General features: G+C 52.8%; 15 protein-coding genes and 1 riboswitch. Of the genes, 11 read left to right on the plus strand and 4 right to left on the minus strand.

Features of this window, described 5'->3' with window-relative positions:
* The 3 genes from H8K47_RS04160 to glyA all read right to left on the minus strand — a co-directional run bounded on the left by H8K47_RS04160 (nt 1) and on the right by glyA (nt 4,188).
* The gene (locus tag H8K47_RS04160; protein WP_186880155.1) at nt 1-1,860 is read right to left on the minus strand and encodes an IucA/IucC family protein; all 1,860 of its coding nucleotides are present in this window, start codon (nt 1,858-1,860) and stop codon (nt 1-3) included.
* A gap of 360 nt (nt 1,861-2,220) precedes the next feature.
* Nucleotides 2,221-2,697, minus strand: a complete 477-nt coding sequence (gene nrdR / locus H8K47_RS04165; protein WP_186880156.1) for a transcriptional regulator NrdR — start codon at nt 2,695-2,697, stop codon at nt 2,221-2,223.
* A 240-nt stretch (nt 2,698-2,937) separates the two neighbouring features.
* Nucleotides 2,938-4,188, minus strand: coding sequence for a serine hydroxymethyltransferase (glyA, locus tag H8K47_RS04170; protein ID WP_186880157.1), 1,251 nt, complete (start codon nt 4,186-4,188; stop codon nt 2,938-2,940).
* A gap of 104 nt (nt 4,189-4,292) precedes the next feature.
* A riboswitch (ZMP/ZTP riboswitch) is annotated at nt 4,293-4,443 on the minus strand.
* Nucleotides 4,444-4,858: 415 nt separating this feature from the next.
* Between glyA and H8K47_RS04175 the strand changes: the two genes are divergently transcribed.
* The 8 genes from H8K47_RS04175 to H8K47_RS18590 all read left to right on the plus strand — a co-directional run bounded on the left by H8K47_RS04175 (nt 4,859) and on the right by H8K47_RS18590 (nt 17,475).
* Nucleotides 4,859-5,611, plus strand: coding sequence for an SDR family NAD(P)-dependent oxidoreductase (locus H8K47_RS04175; RefSeq protein ID WP_186880158.1), 753 nt, complete (start codon nt 4,859-4,861; stop codon nt 5,609-5,611).
* Between the two features lie 125 nt (nt 5,612-5,736).
* On the plus strand, nt 5,737-6,138 hold the full coding sequence (gene ybgC / locus H8K47_RS04180; protein WP_186880159.1) for a tol-pal system-associated acyl-CoA thioesterase: 402 nt from the start codon (nt 5,737-5,739) through the stop codon (nt 6,136-6,138).
* 53 nt (nt 6,139-6,191) lie between these two features.
* Nucleotides 6,192-6,887: a protein TolQ gene (gene tolQ / locus H8K47_RS04185; RefSeq protein WP_186880160.1), complete on the plus strand. Its 696-nt coding sequence runs from the start codon at nt 6,192-6,194 to the stop codon at nt 6,885-6,887.
* A 13-nt stretch (nt 6,888-6,900) separates the two neighbouring features.
* Nucleotides 6,901-7,344, plus strand: coding sequence for an ExbD/TolR family protein (locus H8K47_RS04190; protein ID WP_186880161.1), 444 nt, complete (start codon nt 6,901-6,903; stop codon nt 7,342-7,344).
* A 3-nt stretch (nt 7,345-7,347) separates the two neighbouring features.
* Nucleotides 7,348-9,216 carry an autotransporter assembly complex protein TamA gene (locus H8K47_RS04195; RefSeq protein WP_186880162.1) on the plus strand — a complete coding sequence of 623 codons (1,869 nt, stop codon included), beginning with the start codon at nt 7,348-7,350 and terminating at the stop codon, nt 9,214-9,216.
* Nucleotide 9,217: 1 nt separating this feature from the next.
* A complete protein-coding gene (locus H8K47_RS04200; RefSeq protein WP_186880163.1) occupies nt 9,218-13,501 on the plus strand; it encodes a translocation/assembly module TamB domain-containing protein in 4,284 nt (1,427 codons plus the stop codon).
* A 328-nt stretch (nt 13,502-13,829) separates the two neighbouring features.
* On the plus strand, nt 13,830-15,476 hold the full coding sequence (locus H8K47_RS04205; protein ID WP_186880164.1) for a methyl-accepting chemotaxis protein: 1,647 nt from the start codon (nt 13,830-13,832) through the stop codon (nt 15,474-15,476).
* Between the two features lie 331 nt (nt 15,477-15,807).
* Nucleotides 15,808-17,475 carry a methyl-accepting chemotaxis protein gene (locus tag H8K47_RS18590; protein WP_186880165.1) on the plus strand — a complete coding sequence of 556 codons (1,668 nt, stop codon included), beginning with the start codon at nt 15,808-15,810 and terminating at the stop codon, nt 17,473-17,475.
* Between the two features lie 35 nt (nt 17,476-17,510).
* On the opposite strand, the gene H8K47_RS04215 is transcribed toward H8K47_RS18590, so the two are convergent.
* Complete coding sequence (locus tag H8K47_RS04215; RefSeq protein ID WP_186880166.1) at nt 17,511-18,194, minus strand: DsbA family protein; 684 nt, start codon at nt 18,192-18,194, stop codon at nt 17,511-17,513.
* Nucleotides 18,195-18,543: 349 nt separating this feature from the next.
* Here H8K47_RS04215 and H8K47_RS04220 point away from each other — a divergent pair, with 349 nt between their 5' ends.
* From H8K47_RS04220 to ilvD, 3 genes are all read left to right on the plus strand, one after another.
* Entirely contained in the window at nt 18,544-19,905 is a 1,362-nt protein-coding gene (locus H8K47_RS04220; RefSeq protein WP_186880167.1) for a putative bifunctional diguanylate cyclase/phosphodiesterase, read from the plus strand.
* Between the two features lie 106 nt (nt 19,906-20,011).
* On the plus strand, nt 20,012-20,740 hold the full coding sequence (locus H8K47_RS04225; protein WP_186880168.1) for a sterol desaturase family protein: 729 nt from the start codon (nt 20,012-20,014) through the stop codon (nt 20,738-20,740).
* 155 nt (nt 20,741-20,895) lie between these two features.
* Nucleotides 20,896-22,779: a dihydroxy-acid dehydratase gene (gene ilvD / locus H8K47_RS04230; protein WP_186880169.1), complete on the plus strand. Its 1,884-nt coding sequence runs from the start codon at nt 20,896-20,898 to the stop codon at nt 22,777-22,779.
* Nucleotides 22,780-23,056: the final 277 nt, after the last annotated feature.

Genomic DNA, 23,056 nt, shown 5'->3' on the forward strand with positions numbered 1-23,056 from the left:
TCAGCGTCCTGTGCAGAGTGGATTTGGCATCGTGCCATGTACGTCATCTGCGCTGTCTGACAGGCGCATTTTGAGCAAGGATTTGGCGGGCCATGGCGCATGCAGGATGGCTTCACGTTCACTGGACCAATGTGCTACGTCACAACGACTGCGCAAGTGATCAAAAGCGGCCTCGGTCTGGTGGCGAAGAATATTCCACAGTGCAGCTTCAGGGATGTGGTAGCTGGTCGCCAGCAACACGGCCAGTTCGGATAACTGACACAGGAAGGTTGCATGCAGCAGTTTATCCCTGACTTGCAGAATATCGTCAAACATCACGTGGCCATTACGATATGCTTCCAGTTGCAGTCCGCGTGACTGCAGTAAAGGCGCATAAATGCGTAAATCCCCAAAGTCCCTGACCAATAGCTGCGCCGGGCGGTAATCCTGATCGACTTGTATCAGGCTGTTTTGCTGATGAGCTTCAAAGGCGATGCCATACAGCAAATAGGCTGACAGGCTGGCACCCAATACAACCTGACAATACTGCTCGAAAAAGGATAGCGCGCCTTCCGCGTGGTCGCCATAAGCCAGGGCGATCAACTCAGTTGCAAGGGCTTTGTCATGGAAAGGGGAGTTGGCAAACAAGCTGCCTACCGGTATGGGAAATAAGTCTGCATCGCGCTTGCTGAGCGGGTTGGCGCGAAACAGGACCGCCAGATGGCGCGCACGATCGTCATCGGCATCAATCCAGTGCAGGCCAGGCAATTCAGGCAGGATATCGAGTTTATGCTGGAAGCCCGCTTCGTGTTGCAGGATACCTTGAATTAGCTGACTGATACGCGGCCCCATGACCGCTGATTTTGGTGACACCGTTCTTTGGGCGCTGGTCATTTGCAGCCCGACTGGCAGTTTCAGATGAGGCGCCTGGGGATAAGCAAGTGCTTCCACCGTGCGGAAAGACATGCTGGGTGAGCAACTGAGCATGACTTCATCCAGAATCACAATCTGGCCTGCCGCCAGTTCGGCGGCGAAACGCTGCGGCAATACCCGCTTGAGCTGATACGGATGCATCGGTACCGGTACCCAGGCGTCAACCTGCATATGCCGTCGGTCTAACGCTGCCCGCCAGGCGCTTGCTGTGTCAGGGTAGTGCGTGGCAAACCAGTCCAGGTAATCCAGTGCCTGATTGCCGCTGGTGACGCGCATGCATTCTTTGCGTACTGCGAGCACCGAAATCGCGAGTTCGGGATGGAATTCCGGTGACAGCTCCATCACTTCGCTGGAGCTGAGTCCGATTTTGCTTTTGAACGCAGGATGCCATGGATGACCGATGGTGCCCCATTGTTCCAGTAGCAGCACCGGATGTGGATGCCCTGACTGTCTGAGTGCCGCGATGAAGTGGGGTGCCAATGCGTAGAAATCAGCGCGCAGCTGATCGGCCCAGAGTCTGCGGAAACTGTGGCACAACGCATCGTTTTGTACGCTGTTGGCCAGTTCTGTGTTGAGGCGCTGCAAATCATCCGCCTGAATTGCTGTATGCAGGCTGCTGGCGAGACAGCTCAGCAATTCACTGCCACTGGTGATGCGTTTTGGCGCATGACCGGCATGGTAGTAGGTGATGGCGCCGGCTAAGCTGCATGCACCACTGCGACCGAAATGCAGGCCATCAAAGCGCATTATGCGTTGCTGTTGCCATAGGGGGAGCCAGCTGTTGCTGGCATCCTGAATCAGGAATTGTTTGCTCAGTAACTCTTCGCGGAATAAGGCTTGCAGCGTTTTCAGCAAGCCACGGCGTTCGCTATCGGCGTAATCCTGCCAGGCGGCAGCCTGTTCATGTTCTGCGGTGGAAAAGTAGCGGTGCGGTGTCAGAGCGTTCATATCCATGCCTTATTTAAGAATATGAGTTCATATTATCGCAAATGAGAATCATTATCAATCGCATTAATTAAATAAAATGGCTGATAAGAAACTTATATCGCAGCGCAAGATGCGCTGCGCCTGTGATGGTGAGATTGGATGAAGGGGAACCTGGGCTTGACTATGTGGGCGGGAATGCCGCGTACGCTGCCGGATGTGGTGCTGTTGGCTCAGTTCTGTTGCGCAGGGCGATGAGCGTGGCAGCTCAGGCTGGCGTCAGTCAGCCCAACCTGACTTCACGCCGGGTCAACGAGGTGTTGGTGGGGGCAATGCAGATTGGCGCAAGGCGCTCAGTGCGCCAGTATGCTTAGCTTGCTTAAATTAAAGCGCCTTCTCCGCGCGTTGTTTATCGGTAGAGATTTCCTGTATCGCTTCGGCAAATTCAGAAATGTCTTCAAAACTTTTATACACCGAGGCAAAGCGGATATAGGCAATTTTGTCCAGTTTCTTGAGTTCGCGCATGACCAGTTCGCCCAAATAGCCGGACAGCACTTCGCGTTCGCCGCTGGACAGTAGTTTTTCTTCTATGCGCTGTATTGCGCCATCAATCGCTTCGGCCGATACCGGACGTTTGCGCAGGGCCAGCATAAAGCTGCTGCGTAGTTTATGGGATTCATATTCAGTGCGGCTGCCATTCTTTTTGACGATGACAGGCATGCTGAGTTCTATGCGTTCATAGGTGGTGAAGCGTTTATCACAGTGCGCGCAGCGGCGGCGGCGGCGCATGACATTGCCCTCTTCAGAAACGCGGGTGTCGATGACCTGGGTATCGTCGTGATGGCAATAAGGGCATTTCATGTGATTCTGTTCTGTTCGTATCGGGGCTAAAAAAACGGCTTGCAAAACGGGGCTGCAAAAACGCTAAAAAACTAAAAAAAAAACCTAAAACACTGCTGAAAAACAGGCATTTGTTGATGCCAAGACATGCTTGTACTGGAAATTGCCAGAAAAGACAACGCCACTCAGTGAGTGGCGTTGTTTTATGTCACATTTGCGACTAATTACGACTTGTCGCCGGATTTTTATCCGGTCGCAGAATTAAGCAGCGTACACAGGGAAGGCCTGAGTCAGCTTTTTCACTTCTGCTTTGACGCGTTCTATGGTGGCTGCATCGTTAGGATTATCCAGTACGTCTGCAATTAGATGACCGACTTTGGCGGCTTCTGCTTCTTTGAAGCCGCGTGTCGTCATCGCCGGGCTACCCAGACGGATACCGGAAGTCACCATAGGTTTTTGCGGATCGTTAGGGATGCCATTTTTATTGCAAGTGATATGCGCGGAACCGAGGATGGCTTCTGCCTCTTTACCTGTCAGGCCCTTAGGACGCAGATCAACCAGCATGACATGCGATTCTGTGCGGCCAGATACGATGCGCAGACCGCGTTCGGTCAGGGCTGTAGCTAATGCTGCCGCATTTTTCACGACTTGTTCCTGATACGCCTTGAATTCTGGCGACAGCGCTTCTTTGAACGCGACTGCTTTACCTGCGATCACGTGCATCAGCGGGCCGCCTTGCAGACCAGGAAAAATCGCAGAATTGATTTTCTTGGCGATGGCTTCGTCATTGCTCAGGATGATACCGCCACGTGGACCGCGCAGGCTCTTATGGGTTGTCGATGTCACGACATCCGCGAACGGTACTGGGTTAGGGTATACGCCAGCGGCGATCAGGCCTGCATAGTGCGCCATATCGACCATGAAATACGCGCCGATTTCTTTTGCGATTTTGCTGAAACGTTCGAAATCGATACGCAAAGCAAAAGCAGAGGCGCCAGCGATGATCAGCTTAGGTTTGGTTTCACGGGCCAGTTTTTCCATGGCATCGTAGTCGATGTCTTCATTCGCATCCAGACCATAAGAGACGACATTGAACCATTTGCCAGACATATTCAGCGGCATGCCGTGGGTCAGATGGCCGCCTTCTGCCAGGCTCATACCCATGATGGTATCGCCTGGGTTCAGCAATGCGAAGAATACGCCCTGATTGGCTTGTGAGCCGGAGTTAGGCTGAACGTTGGCGAAGTTGGCACCGAATAATTGTTTCAGCCTGTCGATTGCGAGTTGTTCGACTACGTCTACGTGTTCGCAGCCACCGTAGTAGCGTTTGCCCGGATAACCTTCGGCGTATTTGTTGGTCAGTTGCGAGCCCTGAGCTTCCATCACCGCTGGTGATGTGTAGTTTTCAGATGCGATCAGTTCAATATGTTCTTCCTGACGCAGGTTTTCCAGTTGGATGGTTGCGAACAATTCCGGATCGATATTGGCGAGGGTATGATTTTTAGCAAACATGGCGTTCCTGACTTCCTGTTAAGTATATAAACTAAAAGATGAATGAACTAAGAATGAGGTGGCAATGACGTAGTGTGACATGGCAGCCGCATTCTTGCTTACCATCAGGCTGCCCAGGCGTACGGCTGAGAAGATCACGTGACAGCTCAGTGCTGCAGTGTTCAACTCTGGATCTCACGCTCCCCGATGGATGCCCATCTTTCGCAGTGATTTACATAGAGAATCGCTGCTTTTTCGCCAGTTGCGTGAGACGAAATGGTGCGCGAATTTTACGTGATGCATGCTGAATGGGCAAGTCAAAACCAGATAACTGTTTGCATCCAGGCTGCAGTTTGCCTCGCGCTTGCAACGCTGGCGGTGTACTGTGCAGCTTTCTGCGCTGGCCGGGTGGTCAGCTGCACAGCAATACCATCGTAGTACCCGTGTTCGTCGAACGTGGCGCGCTTTGATTGTTCCTGATCTGTTCTGTTGCGCTGGAAATGCGCTGTAACAGCGTGCATTTCTTAAAAAGCACTTAAAATAGAACACAATATGGTCTGGTGATCGCGTTGTTGTCGCTGGAACCTCAATTTTTATCGCAAGCTTATTGTGCGCTACAGACGTAGTGTGAGTCAGAAAAACGCAAATAAGTCACAAATCAGCGCAAATAAATGCAAACAGGGAGTAGAGAATGATCGTTTTGATTACGGGTGCGAGTTCGGGTTTTGGTGAGGAAATGGCGCGCAAGTTCGTGCATGAGGGGCATCGCGTGATCGCCACGGCACGCCGGGTAGAGCGACTGGCGGCTTTGCAGGCAGAACTCGGCAGTGCCTTGCTGCCCGTGACTATGGATGTGATGGACAAGGCATCGATACTGGCGGCTTTGGCCGGGTTGCCAGCAGAATGGAAAACGATCGATGTGCTGATCAATAATGCGGGTCTCGCCTTAGGTACAGAGCCGGCGCATCTGGCTTTGCAGGATGAGTGGGAAACGATGATAGACACCAATACCAAGGGCCTGGTGACGGTGACCCGTGCCATTTTGCCTGAGATGGTCGCGCGTAACAGCGGCATGATTATCAATATCGGTTCAATTGCCGGCTCCACCGCCTATCCGGGTGGAAATGTGTATGGTGCGACGAAGGCATTTGTGGATCAGTTCACCCGCAACCTGCGTGCCGACATGGCAGGGACCAATGTGCGCACCACCAATATCGCGCCTGGCCTGTGTGGTGGTACTGAATTCTCGAACGTGCGTTTCCGTGGCAATGATGATGCAGCGGCTAAAGTGTATGAGGGCACCACGCCGCTGACCGCAGTGGATATTGCAGAAACCGCGTATTGGATTGCAACGCTGCCAGCTCACGTGAATATCAATTACATAGAAATGATGCCGACCTGCCAGGGCTTTGGTCCGCTCAACATCAAACGTCAGCCAGTTTAGTGTGCTGATTTTTTGTAAACACCCTTTTGTATAATGTCAGACCTGAAACTGCGCTGCGTCAGACTGAACTACGGCGCACACTGCTGGTCTAAGGGTGTTCTTTTGTTGAGGATGAAAGAATAAAGATGGTGGATCCGTTTTTTTGGCCGGTACGTGTGTATTACGAAGATACCGATGCCGGTGGCATCGTTTTTTATGCCAATTATCTTAAGTTCTTCGAACGCGCCAGAACCGAATGGCTGCGCGCGCGCGGTCTGCAGCAACAGCAGATGAAGGCGCAGACCGGGACTATGTTTGTCGTCAAATCAGGCACAGTCGAGTATCATGCACCTGCGCGACTTGATGATGAACTCACAATCAGTGTCGAGGTACAGAAGTTGGGCCGAGCATCTTTGCATTTCGTGCAGGAAGCGCGCTGCGCTGAGCGCTTGCTGGCCAGCGGTGTGATTAAAGTCGGTTGTGTCGACGCTGAATCGGTGCGTCCAGCCGCGATCCCGGACTATGTACTCGACGCTATACGCAAATAGATTTTTGCTTCATTTTGCCTTATTTTTGCTCCACTTAGATTAGTAGATTCGTTATGACTGTTACTCAAGACCTTTCGTTTTTCAGCCTGATCAGTAATGCCTCGATACTGGTACAGTTGGTGATGCTGTTGTTGCTTGGGGTATCCCTGACCAGCTGGACCTATATCTTCAACAAAATGTTCGCCATTAAAAAGGCGCGTGGACAGACTGAAGAATTTGAACGTCATTTCTGGTCAGGTGGCAATCTGGTTGAGCTGTATCAGACTGCGGCCGCCAACCGTCGTAATGGGCGCGATAAAACCGGTTCGCTGGAACGTATTTTCGAAGCGGGTATGAGTGAATACCAAAAGGTCAAGAACGCGAATAAAGCAGCACTGGATGCCGGTGCCATGCTGGATGGTGCACGCCGTGCGATGCGCGCAGCCTACCAGCGCGAAATGGATATGCTGGAATCGCATTTGTCTTTCCTTGCCTCGGTGGGTTCGGTCTCTCCTTACATCGGTCTGTTCGGTACAGTGTGGGGGATTATGAATGCTTTCCGTGGTCTGGCGAATGTGCAGCAAGCGACACTGGCCGCAGTAGCGCCAGGTATTGCCGAGGCTTTGATTGCGACCGCAATCGGTTTGTTTGCGGCGATTCCTGCTGTGCTGGCCTACAACCGCTATTCACACGACATAGACCGGTTAGCGATTCGTTTTGAAACTTTTATTGAAGAGTTCTCGAATATCCTGCAACGTCAATCCCGCTGATTATTGAGTCTGCATGAGTTATCTGCGTGGCGAACGTAAACGCAAATTTAAAGCTGAAATCAATGTGGTTCCCTACATTGACGTGATGCTGGTGTTACTGGTTATTTTTATGGTGGCGGCACCGATGACCAATCCCAGTGTGATCAATCTGCCCACGGCGGGGCAATCAACGCAGCCGCCTACAGATTACATAGAAATCACGCTGAAACCTGATGCGGCCGCGACCATTAGCGTGACCAGTAAAAACGGTGCGAATGGCAATAACCAGCAGGAGAGCCGCGACGAGGTAAAAAACCGGCAGCAACTGTACAGCCTGCTGCGTGAATATCATCAGAAAAAGCCCGAGCTGTCGGTGCTGGTTTCTGCTGATAAGGGCATCATTTATGACGAAGTGGTACAAGTCATCAGCGAAGCCAAGAAAATTGGTATCAAACGGGTTGGTCTGGCGACCAAGTAAGTGATGATGTCTTATTCCCGTGCTTCGCATTTCCTGTCAGTCTGCCTGTTGAGCATGCTGGCGCAGGCTGGCTTGGCGCAGGAAACGCCTGCGACGGTCATGCAATCGCCAGCCACGGACAGCAATACAGAGAGCGATGCGCCGCCGCGCAGTCTGAGTGGACGTTTGCAATTGAAAGCGCCCGCTACCCCGTGGGCCGCCTTGTTACGTGAGCATATACAGGAATTTTCCAGCTCGGCTGAGTCGCAAAATATCACTCCCTCGCTGATACGTCGCTTGCGTCAGGATATAGAGGGCATACTGGCGACCGAAGGCTATTTTTCTCCGCATATAGAATTTGAAAATCCAGAGTCGGCTGCGGCGTCGGGTGCTGCTAAGCTTCCAGGGCAAGAGCGCGACAAGCTGATCCATGTCAGCGTCGATGCCGGTCAGCGCACCTATATTACACAAGTTGGTATGCGCTTCATGGGTAGTCTGGCAGATCGTGCGAACAGTGGTGACGAGCAGGCAAAACAGAGGCGCTCCGGTCTGATCCAGGATTGGGGCTTGCCCTTGGGGGAGGTGTTTCGCGACACTGACTGGAGCGATGCAAAAAGCACTTTACTGGAAAATCTGCGAGCAGATACCTACGCGTCAGCCAAAATTACACAGAGCGCGGTTGATGTCGATGCCGACGCTGCACAGGCCAGCATTCGGCTTGAGGTAGATAGTGGCCCTGCTTTTCGGCTGGGTGAGCTGCGCGTCAGCGGTCTGCAACGTTATCCATCCTGGTTGCTAGAGCGTTATCAGCCGCCCAGGGCTGGAGAACCATACTCACGCGCGCGTTTGCTGGAATTTCAGCGTACGCTGCAGAACTCTGCGTATTTTGCTTCTGTCGCCGTTGGTGTTGAACCCGATCCAGAAAAGGCCGATGCGGTGCCGGTGGACGTCAGTGTGGTGGAACGCAAACGGCGCGATCTGAGTTTTGGTACTGGCTATAGTTCCAATACGGGCTTTCGTGGTGAAATCGCTTACCGCGACCGCAATATGCTGGAAAAAGCCTGGGACTTGCGCAGCGCAATCCGTATCGAGCAAAAACGTCAGGTCGGGTATGCCGATGTCTATCTGCCGCCGCATGATCGCGTGACAGATTCTTTTGGTGCGATTATTGACCGCCAGGATGTGTCTGGGGTACGCACGCTTAGGAATGCAATCGGGATTAAGCGTACCAGTCAGCGTGGGCATATCGAGCAAAGGCTGGGGCTGAACCTGATACGCGAACATAACACCATCGAAGGCGAGCCAGCCGAAACCAGCAAGGCACTGGTGCTTAGTGCAGGCTGGACCTGGCGGGATGTGGATGATGCATTCGCGCCGCGTAAGGGCGAAATTTACCAGCTGGATCTGGCTGTTTCTGAAAAAACCTTATTGTCTGACCAGCGCTTCATCCGCAGTTATGGCAAATACCAGCGCTGGATACCAATCGGTAACAAGTCCGACAGTGTGATACTGCGAGCGGAAGTCGGGCAGGTAGTGGCGCCGGACAGTGCAGGTATTCCTGAAGAATATCTGTTTCGTACCGGTGGCAGTACCACAGTACGCGGTTATGCATACCAAAGTCTGGGTGTGCAGCAGGGCACGGCGATCACGGGCGGACGGGTGATGGGAGTCGCCAGTGCGGAATACGTGCATTGGCTGAAAGACGCCTGGGGCGTCGCCACCTTTCTCGATATCGGCGATGCCGCAGATACCTGGCGCGATCTGAGCATGCGTCAGGCCATAGGTGTCGGTGCACGCTACCGCACGCCTGCAGGTCCGATTGCACTGGATCTGGCGTATGGCCGCCAGTCGAAAAAAGTCAGACTGGATTTTTCTATCGCGATTGCGTTCTGATATGACCGACAAAAAACAGGCTGAACATCAGCGAACAGAATCTCTCTCTCCTGAACCGGCGCAGCAAGGCAAACCTGCAGCACGCCGCTATTGGCAGCGTGGATTGTTAATGCTGCTGTTGAGCCTGGTGCTGGCAGCCGCACTCTGTTTCGCTGCCGTATGGACACAGAACGGTACCCGCGCCTTGTTCAGCCTGGCCCACACGCTGACGCAGGGACGCTTATCGGTGCAGGACATCAATGGCAGCCTGGGAACGGCATTCAGTCTGCAAAAACTACAATGGCAGAGTCAGGATTTACAGCTGGAAATACAAGGGCTGGAGGCAGATTGGAATAGCTGGTCGCTGCTCTCATCTCGCTTTGAATTATCGCGTTTGCATGCTGCCAGTGTGGCAGTTGCCACGCTGGCGACGCCGGGTTCTGTGGTATTACCAACTTCGCTGCGGCTGCCGCTGACCCTGCGCCTGCAGGATATCGCGGTCGGTAAATTCGCGCTTGCGGACCTCGATGCACAGGGTAAGCAACATCCGGTGCAGAGCTTCAGTGGTTTGCGTGGACGTGCCTCATATGAAGATGGACGTTATCAGGCGGATCTGCAAGCGACCAGTGCTTTTGGTCAGATCAAGGCCAAGGCCAGTATGCTCGCAACAGCACCGTTCGCGCTTGAAGCTCAGGCGGCAGTGAGTACGCTGGCCCAGGACCAACTGCCTGCACTACAAATCAGCAGCACGGTGAAGGGGCATTTGTCGGCGCTGGACTTGTCCTGGCAGGCTGGCAGCGCAGATACTGCGACGAAGATGGCTGCAAAGCCTGTGCAGACAACATCTGCATTTGCGCGATTGCAGGGCAGCGGCAGCGCACTGATTACTTTGTTTGCGCCGCAACTGATCGCCAGAGCACATGCAGACCTGGTTCACCTTGATCCTTCGGCATGGAACGCGGCTGCACCTAAGGCGGATTTACGCATCCTGGCAGACATACGTCCGATCTCCGCAAGCACTGCGCAGCGTTCTGCGTCTCAGGCAGGCTCAGCGAATGACGACAGTTTTGCATTGCAAATGACCGTGCAAAATACTGCCGTTGCCAGCCTGGATCAGCATGGATTGCCGCTACAGTCTTTGCAGGCAGAGGCGGTTTGGTCAGGTCACAGCTTGCAGTTGCAGCGCATGTCGGCACGTCTGGCTGGCGATGGGCAGATCACCGGCGCAGGACAGCTGCGCTGGGACCATCCCTGGTTTGCGGATGGTAAATTTGTGCTGTCGAATATCAATCTGCAGAAATTGCATCAATCCCTGAGAGCAGGCCAGATTCGGGGTGAAGTGCATGCGAAAACCAATCAGGGCCAGCAAATCCTGGCGGATGCCAGCTTGCAGGATCAGGGCGCAAAGTTGCAGCTACAAGCCAGTTACGATATTGCGAAACAATTGCTCACTCTGCCGACGCTGACGTTGCAGGCTGGAGCGTCCCAGGCTGAAGTAAAAGCGGACATATCGTTTGCTGGCAAACAATTGTTTCAGACTGAGGTGCAAATCCACGATTTTGATCCGGGTTATTGGATTACAGGTCCAGCCGGAAAGATCAGTGCGCATTTGAAAGCGAATGGTCAGTTACAGCCTGCGACTGCCGATCTTAAGCTGGAAAAGCTGGCAGGACACTACGCCGGTCAGGTACTGGACGGAAGTATGCAGGTGCAGTGGCTGGGCAAGGATAAATTGAAAATTCCTCAGGCGGATTTGCAATGGGGTAAAAATCGTTTGCATGCGAGCGGTGCCTGGGGAGAGAAAACGGATCAGCTCAATATTGGTCTTGATGCGCCCGAATTGCAGGCGTTGAATCCGCTATGGAAAATGGCTGCGCTTGAACTGTCTGGTAGTCTGAAGGCCGACGGACAACTACGTGGCGGCCTGAGTCATGCAGCCGGACAGCTGGAGCTGCAAGCCACACAGTTAGAGCTGAAACGTGACAATAAGCGTTATGCCTTGAAAACGCTGCAGGCAAACTTGCAGGCAAGCGATGCGCTCGCTGGTGTGTTGAGCGCAGATATCCGGGCCAGCGGTTTCAAAGGTGATTTCCCTGACTTGCCAGGTGCTGCCACGCCATTAGCGCAGGACGCTGACAAAATTCAGCAACTGTCATTGCGTTTAAATGGGAAGCGCGCAGCACACACACTGCGACTGGAGCTGGATTTGCCGGATAAGCGTCAGTTTGTTGTTGCGCTGAGCGGAGGAATTCCGGATTCCGCAGTTGCTGTTGGCACCGGTGCAACTGCCTTAAGCTGGAGCGGGCAACTGACAGAAACCGAGTTGCGGGGAACGCCTGCAATACGTCTGCTCAATCCGGTTAGTCTGGAGTTATCGGCTGATAGTTTCAAAACCGGACGCATGCAATTACAGAGCCCCTTCATGAATCTGCAGGTCGAGCAATTGGAGTGGGTTGCAGGCACACTGAAAACCAAGGGCCAGATGCAGGATATGCGGGTGGTTGAGCTGATCAATCTGTTTGCGCCTCAGGACGCAATAACGGGCAATCTGCGCGCGCAGGCTGACTGGGATGTGCAATTGAATCAGAGTGCGCGGGCCATGCTCAAGTTGCGTCGCCAGTCGGGCGATCTGCGTTTTAACGATCCTGACGGTACCGGCGTGCCGATAGCCTTGGGTATACGCGACATCCAGCTTGCTTTAGGTACAGGCAATAGTGTTGGCCTTAGTACTGGCCTTGGTGCTGGCCTTAGTGCCGCTGCGGGAGCCGGAATGAAGACTACCGTAGCAGGTATGCCAGGTGAAACGCTGAATTTGCATTTGCAGGCCGATGGTACACGGCTGGGGCAATGGCAAGCCGATGTCAGCAGCGCACTGGCCTTTGTGAACGGGCAGTGGCGTTTACCGTTGGACACACCCGTCAGCGGCAAGGCTAAAGCCAATGTACCAGACCTGGAGTGGCTGGGCCCCTGGCTCAATCCTGGTCTGGTGATGAAGGGCAGACTGAATGCAGATGCGCTACTGGGCGGCACTCTGGCTCATCCTGACTATCATGCGCATATTACCGGGGCCGGACTGGAACTGGCATTTGCTTCTGAGGGCTTACTGTTGCCGAATGGCGTACTCGATGCGCAGATTGATGGTACACATTTGCGCCTGAATCAATTGCAGTTTTCAAATACGGTGACGATGTTGCCGCAACATGCGCAGTTCAAAGGCATGGATGTCATGGGTAAGCGCGGTGAATTTTCAGCCAGTGGAGAAATCGATATTGGTAAAGAGACCGGAGCGATACAGGCACGCTGGCAGCAATTTCCTATGTTGCAGAGAAAAGATCGCTGGTTGCTGGTCAGTGGTGAAGCCAGCATTGTCGAGGCACAAAATATCTGGACGCTGCAGGGGCAGTTGATGGCAGACGGTGCCTATTTTAAATTGCCAAAACTACCACCGCCCAGCCTGTCTTCCGACGTGAATGTGAGTCGAAAATCAGATAGAACTGCGATGAAAGCGCAGGAGTCCACGCGCAAGTCACTAAAAACACGGGTCGATGTCAGTTTCGAAATGGGACCTAAATTTGTATTCGTCGGGCGCGGTCTCGATACCGGGCTGGCTGGAAAATTGCGTATGCGCTCCAATGATGGCAGTCCCCTGCAGGCGACCGGGTCGATCAGCACGGTCAAGGGCTTATATGAGGGCTATGGCCAGCAACTGGCGATAGAGCGCGGTATTTTGAATTTCCAGGGGCCTCCGGCCAATCCGGGCCTGAACATACTGGCATTGCGCCAGGGTTTGCAGAACCAGGTTGGGGTGGAGGTGATTGGTACTGTAGTCAGCCCGCAAGTCCGGTTATTTTCGGATACCGCCATGAGTGATGCCGAAAAATTATCCTGGCTGGTATTAGGGCGGGGCTCAGATCAGTTGGCCTCAGGCGACGCGTCTTTGCTCATGTCGGCCGCATCGGCGATTTTTGGCGGTGATGGCAGCCGCAATGTGCCACGCGATATTGTACAAGGCCTTGGATTTGATGAATTTTCTATCGGTGCATCTGGCAATTCCGGCAGCAGTCATGTGCCCGGGCAAACCATAGCCGGATCGACTACAGGCGGCAATACGACCAATAGCGCAGATCAGGTCGTCAGTGTGGGCAAGCGTCTGATGCCGGGTTTGGTGTTGTCGGTAGAGCGTGGCCTGGGGGATGCGAGTGGTGCCATTAAACTCAGCTGGCAATTGACCCGCAGGATTACTGTGACTGGCCGAACCGGCAGTGAATCCGCTATTGACGTGAATTACACCTTCTCTTTCAATTGAGCGCGCTGGCGCTCAATTTTCCTCTATCTACTCGGGTTACCCCTGTTGCAGCTAACTATTTTTAGTTAGATTGATCTGCCTCAAACTTATTTTACGCATTAAATGATGTTACCTTTGATCTGCGTCAAAGCGATGACGCCTGTATCGTTTAGGCATACATTCTATAAATTTTGCAAATTTCACTAAAAATAGGCTGGGAAACTTGGAAAGTTTTGCATTCTTCAACTATTCTCAGAGCAATATTTTAGAAGGAAGGGGCGTTTTACTTAATCGGGTACTTGATCAATTCAATAATTAAAATTTGGCTAGACAATCAGGGAGTCACGAGATGCGTACTAATTTACCTGTTACCAATCGCGAATACATCCTAAGCGATGATCAAACCATTGTTTCCAAGACTGATTTGCAAGGCAATATCACGTATATCAACGATGATTTCGTCAGAGTCAGTGGCTTTACTGAGGAAGAGTTGTTAGGTGCACCACAGAACATCGTGCGCCATCCGGATATGCCGGTTGAGGCTTTTGCCGATTTCTGGCGCACGATTAAAGAAGGAAAAGCCTGGACTGGCTTGGTCAAAAACCGCTGTAAAAATGGTGATCATTATTGGGTGGAGGCAACTGCCGCACCGCTGGTGCAAAACGGACAGGTCGTTGGTTATACCTCAATCCGTGTCAAACCAGACCGCGCCAAAGTCAGCGCAGCTGAGGCAGCTTATCGTGCAATTAAAAGCGGAGATACCTCATTGCGCATTGTGGAAGGTAATGCAGTACGCAGAACCACTGCCGGGCCACTCGGCAAGCTCACACATCTTTCTTTGCAGAGCAGGTTAATCAGCTTTTCAGCGGCAATGGCGATTTTGTTTCTGACTTTGCTGAGTCTGGCTTTGTTTGATAGTCCGGGCACAAGTAGTGTTGTGACTATCGCGGTTCTCGGACTGGTGCTGGCACTGGCTTTTGGTTTGATCATGGGGGCGGCGCTGACTAGTCGGCTGCATGAACTGGAACAACAGATCGCGGTGATGAGTGGTGGTGATTTGTCGAGGCATATCGTAGCCAGCGGACATGATGAGATCACTCGCGTGACCCAGGCCTTACGTGTGTTGCAAACCAATGTGAAACTGCTTATCGGACAAATTAAGCAAAGTACCGGTCATGTATCCAGTGGCGCGGCGGTGATTGCAGAGGGTAATGCAGAACTCTCGGGACGTACCGAATCCCAAGCCAGCTCGCTGGAAGAAACCGCCTCGTCGATGGAAGAGCTGACGTCGACAGTCAAGCAGAATGCCGAAAATTCGATTGAAGCCAGTCAATTGGTGGAAGCAACAGCCAAAGTCGCAGAAAAAGGCGGCGAGGCAGTCGCCAATGTGGTCACTACCATGGGTGCGATCAAATCCAGTTCTGGCAAAATCGCCGATATTATCGGTGTGATTGACGGTATCGCTTTCCAGACGAATATCCTCGCACTCAATGCTGCGGTAGAAGCAGCCCGTGCCGGTGAGCAGGGTAGGGGCTTTGCGGTGGTCGCAAGTGAAGTCAGAAATCTGGCACAGCGCAGCGCCAACGCAGCAAAGGAAATCAAGGTATTGATCAATGACTCGGTTGCTCAGGTTGAAACAGGCGCCAAACTGGTCGATGAAGCCGGTAAGACCATGGGAGAAATCGTGACCGGGGTGAAACGTGCGGCTGATATCATGCATGAAATCACAACTGCCAGTCAGGAACAAAGTTCAGGCATAGAGCAGATCAATCAGGCCATTACGCAAATGGATGATGTGACGCAGCAAAATGCCGGTCAGGTGGAAGAGGCTGCCGCATCTGCCGAGAGTCTGCGTCAGCAGGCCAGAGCCTTGACCGATCTGGTCAATGCCTTCCGCCTGGTCAGACATGCTGCTGCCCCTACAGTCGCATCCACCGCAAGGGTGACGCCAATCAAGGCAGCCCATGCGACGCAAAAGAAATTGTTAGCAAAATAAGTGTAAGCCCTGTTTGCCAGCTTCAGAGCTGGCGGACAGGCGGCTCGCGCTCTGCTGCGATGTCGTACTGTCACTATCCCACCACGCAAACCCCCGCTGTTTGATACAGATACCCCTACTTTTGCGGCACCGCAAAATTCTTTTTTGATAAAACATTTAAGCTCAGTTCCGGATCTTGTCACGGCTTAACGATGAAGTGCTGGCTCCCTCATCTTGCGGCGCAAGAGTGATGCTCGCTGACTTGCTGTCATGTGCGCACAGTGAGGTCAGCACCGGTTCGACTTCAGTCGTGATCCGGTTACAACATCGTGTCTGAATAACGGGAGTAGGAATGAGTAGTCAGCGACCGGTAACAAAGCGGGAATACGTATTAAGCGAAGGGGAAACCATCGTTTCGAAAACCGACTTAGCCGGAAATATCACGTATGCCAATGACGATTTTGTCCGTGTAAGTGGCTTTACTATGGATGAGCTGATGGGGGCGCCGCAAAACATCGTGCGCCATCCAGATATGCCTGCCGCGGCGTTCGCTGATTTCTGGCGCACCCTGAAAAGTGGTAAAGCCTGGAATGGTTTAGTTAAAAATCGCTGTAAAAATGGCGACTATTACTGGGTGGAGACAACTGCCGCGCCTCTAGTAAAAAATGGAAAGGTAGTCGGTTATACCTCAATCCGGGTGAAGCCTGAGCGTCAGCAGATTCGTGCTGCAGAATCCGCTTATAAAGCCTTGCAGCGTGGTGACCCTGGCTTATCTGTGCGCGAAGGTTGCGTTGTGCGGCACTCAGCAGCAGCGACGCTGCGTAACTGGCTGGATCTGAGTGTACGCGATAAGCTGGTGTTGTACTGTGTGCTGACGACGCTGATCCTGGTGCTGACCGCGATCCTGCCTGCCGCTGCAGTCAGTCAACATGCCTTGTGGGCAGCCGCATTGGGCGCTGTACTCGCCGCACTATTTTGCCGCAATCTGTACCGCAGTATCGCTGAGCCCCTGCATCAGCTGGAGGCGCATATCCACGCCATGAGTTCGGGTGATTTATCGTTGCGTATTACTGTCAGCGATAACAATGAAATCAGTGAGGCTGTGCAATCACTGCGTGTACTGCAAACCAATATCAAGCTGCTCATTGGTCAGATCAAGCAAAGTACTGGCCACGTGAATGCTGTGGCGGTAGAAATTGCAGAGTGCAGCTATGAACTCTCAGCGCATACTGAATCTCAGAAAAGTGCACTTGATGAAACCACCAGTTCTATGGATGAACTGACCAGCACAGTGCAGCACAATGCTGATAATTCGACCGCAGCCAACACGGTGGTCATGTCGTCGGCTCTGGTCGCTGAACAGGGTGGGCAGGCGGTCGGAAACGTGGTGCAGACCATGGGAGCCATCAAAACCAGTTCAGGAAAAATTGCGGACATTATCGGTGTCATTGATAGCATAGCATTTCAAACCAATATTCTGGCGCTGAATGCCGCTGTCGAAGCTGCGCGCGCGGGTGAGCAGGGACGCGGCTTTGCGGTGGTGGCTAGTGAAGTCCGGACCTTGGCACAGCGCAGCGCGAATGCAGCTAAAGAAATCAAAACCTTGATTACCGACTCGGTGAATCAGGTAGAAATGGGCGCACGCCTGGTTGATGATGCCGGTAAAACGATGGATGGATTGGTATCCGGTGTGCGCCAGGTAGCGCAAATCATGCAGGAGTTCAGCATAGCCAGTCAGGAGCAGAGTGCGCAGATCGGGCAGCTGAATCAGGCCGTATTGCAGATTGATGATATGACTCAGCAAAATACTTTGTTGGTTGATGAGGCGGCCAGCTCTGCAGAATCACTGCGGCGTCAGGCCGGGCTGCTGGCAGAGCTGGTCAATTCTTTTAAACTGGTACCCAATGGTGAGTTAACTGCAACGGCTCAGGTCCGTCTGGCCAGTGTAAATACAGCCGGTAGTGTACAGATCACAGCCGAACATACGGCTGCCAGGCCTGCACTGCAGCGTTCTGCATGACACAAGCCTGACTTCGGGGGATGCAGGATGGCTGATCAGCAGCCATCAATGCTGCAAAATGCGCCGGAAGCTGCTGATGGCGCAGCGGAATGGCTCTTCAGCCATTGTTGAAATGCTTCAGCTTTTCCCAGCCATGAGCTGATATCCAGGCGCTGCAATTGCCCATCCTGTTCCAGTGCCAGCGTAGGGAAGCCGCCACCGCCAAGTTGCGTCAGCAAACGACGGCTGTCTTGGATATGCTGTTCAGTCGCACTGCCGGATAAGCTGTGCCAGCTGGTGTGGAAGGCCGCTTGTTCCGCACCCAGTTGTGCAGCTATGGCGCTTAGGGTACCCAGTTCTGACACTTTCTGACCCTCTGCATAATGTGCGTGCTGGATTGCCTTCAGCATATTCAGCGCGTCCACACCCAACGCCGGTGCGGTCAGGATGGCCGTGATAGGCATTGCAGAATCGAATACTGCGCTGCTATCGCGCAGCAAACCTTCAAAATAGTTTTCGCCAAACACCTGTCCGGTCAGCTGTGCAATGCGCAGGTCATGCGGAATCACATAGTCACGCAGGGCAGGGCTGACTTGCGTGCGTCTTGCGCCTGCCATCATTCCGCCGCCATGCAGACGAATCTGCAATCCGTTTACAGCTTGCGCTGCGCTGAGCAAAGGGGCGGCGGCGTAGCACCAGCCGCAGTAAGGGTCGTAGATATAGTGCAGGGTGGCAGACATGAGTTTTTTCCAAAAAAGTAGAGTGAGTTGGGGGCAGAGGCTGGCGATTATAGTGTGCACTCTGATGTCCGGCTATACGCGGGTTTGCACATCACTGTTGCATAAATTGGGCAGACCTTGGGTGAGAATCCGCTTCAGCGCACGTCGACCTGAGACAGGATGTCAGGCATGGCATAAATTCTGCATGATACTGGTCTGAGTCTGGTTATACTGCTGTACTTTGCTGTAATCACACCGGTTTCGCAAAGTTCGTATGGTCCGGCGTTGCTGTCATCCAGTTCTGTTGCCTTCGTCTACAAACGCAGACTAAGTGTTTTGTAGTGCTGATGCCCTCCGTTTAATTCAAGAAATGAGCTTGAGATTGTTGCCGATTTTTGAAAATCCACTTTGGAAAGATGCACTGACCGGTTTGCCAAATCGTCAGGCTTTTCACCATCTGCTAGAACAGTTAATGCAACAGGCGGTAACACAGTGTCAGTCGCTGGCTTTGTTGCTGATCGATTTCGATAATTTTAAATGGATCAATGAGAGTCATGGCTATGGTTTTGGCGATCAGCTATTGCGTCAGGTTGCGCGTGAACTGGAAAGGCTGGCCGATTCGCGAGCCAGTGTTTGCCGCCTGGGCGGGGATGAGTTTGCGTTGGTCGTGACCGATCTGTCACAGGTCGATGGCTTGCTTCATTTTGCAGCACAGCTGAAGTCAGATCTGGATAGCAGTCTGGTCGTGGATGGCGTCTGGCTGGATCTGAAATGTAAAGTTGGCATTGCCTGCTATCCGGGTGACGCGACCACGCCGGAAGCGATGTTTAATAATGCCTTTGCTGCGTTGCAGGTTGCCCAGACATCTGACAATACCCCCATAGTTCAGTACCGGCCCGAGATGCTGGCATCCTGTGCGGAATACCGGCCTGATTACAATGAGTTAAAGCTGGCACTCAAAAATCGTGAATTTTTCCTGGTCTATCAACCCAAATTTGACCTCCCCTCTATGCAATTGCAAGGACTGGAAGCCTTGTTGCGCTGGCGTCATCCACTGCGTGGCGTCGTCAGTCCCTTGGTGTTTATTTCGGTGGCGGAACAGACTGGATTGATTGCGGCGATTGGCGACTGGGTCGTCAAGGCTGCGATCATGCAGATGGAAAGCTGGCAGCGGCAAGAGGGTGTTTATGTGTCCGTCGCGGTCAATGTGTCGCCTTTACAGCTTAAGGATGATGGCTTCGTCGCGCGTATCAAAGCGCTATTGAATCTGAATGGAATTGCCGGTGAATTTCTGCAGCTGGAACTCACAGAAAGTTCTCTGATAGAAGACCCGCGCCGTGCGCACACCATTATTGCGGAATTGCGTAGCGCGGGCGTGCAGATTGCGCTTGATGATTTCGGTACTGGTTATTCTTCGTTGGCCGCGCTGCAGACTTATCAGCTCGATTATCTGAAAATGGATAAGAGTTTTGTTCAAAAAATTCAGACCAGACAGGGGCGTTCAGTATCGCACGCTATTATTCAGCTTGGACATGCACTGGAAATGCGAGTGATCGCTGAAGGAGTGGAAAATGCAGAACAGGAAGCGGCGCTGTGCGCCTTGACTTGTGATCAGGTGCAGGGTTTTCTGTATAGTCATCCTTTATCGGCCGATCAATGTCTGGCCTTCATGAAGCAGTCTGGGTCTCCAGACTTATTCGCCGTAGAAGAGGCATCAGTGGCAAGCGTGTGATTTTGTCCGGCCTGCTTGCGATTTATGGTGCAAGTGAGCGCTTTGTTGGTGCAGAATTTGGTGTTGAGCGCTAAGCTACGCATACTTTAACCAAGCTTGTCATGTTATGGAATGGTTTGCATATCCCGTGTTACTCCTGGTGTTTGTCGCTTTGTTTACGCGTGAAGTCATTGCGCCCGCATCTGGTAATTCCTGCGATAAGCGGTGGCAATACATGGCACTCAGCATGGGCTTACTGACTGTTGGTGTGACGATCACGACAGGCTATGTGTTTGGGCCGGCGATCCGGCATTATGCCTTATTACCTTTGGCCGATCAGCTGGCCGCCCCTGTGCTTGGATTTCTAAGTTTTCTCAGTACCAGTTTGTTTTTTTACTGGTGGCACCGCGCAACCCACGCCAGTGATTTTTTGTGGCGCCATGTTCATCAGTTACATCATTCTGCTCGAAGAATCGAATCGTTGACGGCATTCTTTGCACATCCGCTCGATACCGCATGCGCGACCCTGATTTCGTGCCTGAGCAGTTATCTGCTGTTTGGTGCAACGGGAATGGGTGCAGCCTGGGCGTTGCTGTTCACGGGTGTGTTCGATCTGTATCTGCATGACCGCAGCTCGCCCACCTGGTTGGGCTATCTGATACAAAGACCGGAAATGCACAGAGTGCATCACGCTTACGGCCATCACGCGCAAAACTATGGTTTGCCAGTCTGGGATATGTTGTTCGGTACCTGGCATAACCCCTCAGAGCAGGTGCTGCGCTGCGGTTTTGATGATGAAAAATCCGACAATATCTGTGCCATGTTGCGCGGTGTTGACGTGCACCGTTTGCCCTGAGTGCGCATCAGTCAGCGTGGTCAGATTTCGCTGAAACCAATTGATCTTAGCTGTATTGATATTATTTATGTCTTAATTATCGTTTAATTTGATATTTGACATATGCTTGCGTCCGGGGCAAGCTAAGGACTTGTATCTATCCATGAAAGTCCGCTATGCCGCAATACCGATCCCGTACCACTACCCATGGCCGCAATATGGCCGGTGCCCGCGCTTTATGGCGTGCGACCGGTATGACCGATGCCGATTTCAATAAACCCATTATCGCAGTGGTGAATTCGTTCACCCAATTCGTGCCGGGGCATGTGCATCTGAAAGATCTGGGTCAGCTGGTGGCGCGTGAAATCGAGGCGGCAGGCGGTGTCGCAAAAGAATTCAATACCATCGCAGTGGACGACGGTATCGCGATGGGTCATGGCGGCATGCTGTATTCGCTGCCTTCGCGCGAACTGATTGCCGATTCGGTGGAATACATGGTGAACGCCCATTGTGCGGATGCGATGGTGTGTATTTCAAATTGCGACAAAATTACGCCTGGCATGCTGATGGCTGCCATGCGCCTGAATATCCCGGTGGTGTTTGTATCGGGTGGCCCGATGGAAGCCGGTAAGGTGCTCGATGTACTGCATCCATCCAATTCTGCCGTTGCAGGGCAAAAGATCATGAAAATTGATCTGGTCGATGCCATGATCAAAGCGGGTGATAGCAGTATCTCGGATGAAGAAGTTGGCCGTATTGAGCGCTCTGCGTGTCCAACTTGCGGTTCCTGTTCCGGCATGTTTACGGCGAACTCTATGAATTGCCTGACCGAGGCACTGGGCTTATCCCTGCCTGGCAATGGCACTATCCTGGCCACTCATGCTGACCGTAAAGCTTTGTTCCTGCGCGCCGGACGTTTAATCGTTGAACTGGCTAAACGTTATTACGAGCAGGATGACGACAGCGTCTTGCCACGCACGATTGCGACTAAAGCGACGTTTGAAAATGCGATGGCGCTGGATGTATCGATGGGGGGGTCTACAAACACCGTATTGCATTTGCTGGCGGCCGCGCATGAAGCCGGGGTCGATTTCAGCATGGCAGACATAGACCGTATTTCGCGCAAAGTACCTTGTCTTTGCAAGGTGGCGCCGATGACGGATAAATACCATATCGAAGATGTGCATCGCGCAGGCGGCATCATCGCGATCCTGGGTGAGCTGGCACGCGCCGGTTTGCTCGATACCACGCGGCCAACTGTACACAGCAGCACGCTGGCGCAGGCGATTGCGAATTACGATATCGCTGTCACTCAGAACGTTGAGGTACACAGCCTGTTCAAGGCTGCGCCGGGCGGCGTGCCGACCCAGCAGGCATTTTCTCAGGAACGCCGCTTCGATACGCTCGATAGTGACCGCGCTGCTGGCTGTATCCGCGATAATGCGCATGCGTATTCGCAGGATGGTGGTCTGGCTGTGTTGTATGGCAATCTGGCAGAAAAAGGCTGTATCGTCAAAACAGCCGGTGTTGATGAAAGCATCTTGCGCTTCAGTGGCAAAGCGCGTGTGTTTGAGAGTCAGGATGCCGCGGTGGAAGGTATTTTGCAGGATACTGTGCATGCTGGTGACGTCGTCATCATTCGCTATGAAGGCCCGAAAGGCGGACCTGGTATGCAGGAAATGCTGTATCCGACTTCATATATCAAATCCAAAGGCCTGGGCAAAGCCTGCGCGCTGTTTACCGATGGCCGTTTCTCCGGTGGTTCATCCGGTCTGGTGATCGGTCATGCCTCGCCAGAGGCGGCAGAGGGGGGGGCGATTGGACTGGTACAGGAAGGCGATATGATCGATATTGATATTCCGGCGCGCAGCATACAATTGCGCATCAGCGCGGAAGAAATGGCGTCGCGTCGTGCCGCGATGGAAGCGCGTGGTGAACAAGCCTGGCAGCCGGAAAACCGTGAACGCTACGTGTCGCAGGCTTTGCAGGCGTATGCAGCATTGGCCACTTCAGCTGATCGTGGTGCGGTGCGTGATATCAGCCAGTTACGCCGCCGTTAAGATTTTTTTTGCGCTGTTGTTCCAGTATCCGGGGAGCTTAGGCTCCCCTTTTTTTTATGCGTACTCTGGTCAGGAGTTGAGTTCTGGTTCCAGATGAAATTCAGAGATTTTTTGTTTTTGCAGTTCTATGATGACGCGCTGTTGCAACCGGTATTTCTGAACAGAAGCCTGAGAGTATGGTTGGAATAGTTCTCAACGCTACTGTTCGGCCTGTGTCGGGCCATCCATCTCTTCCTGCTATGCTGACCGATGCCAGATCTGCTTGTGACAGGGCTGA

Origin of the sequence: Cognatundibacterium rugosum, assembly GCF_014284365.1 — a bacterium.
Taxonomy (GTDB): Bacteria; Pseudomonadota; Gammaproteobacteria; order Burkholderiales; family Burkholderiaceae_D; genus Undibacterium; species Undibacterium rugosum.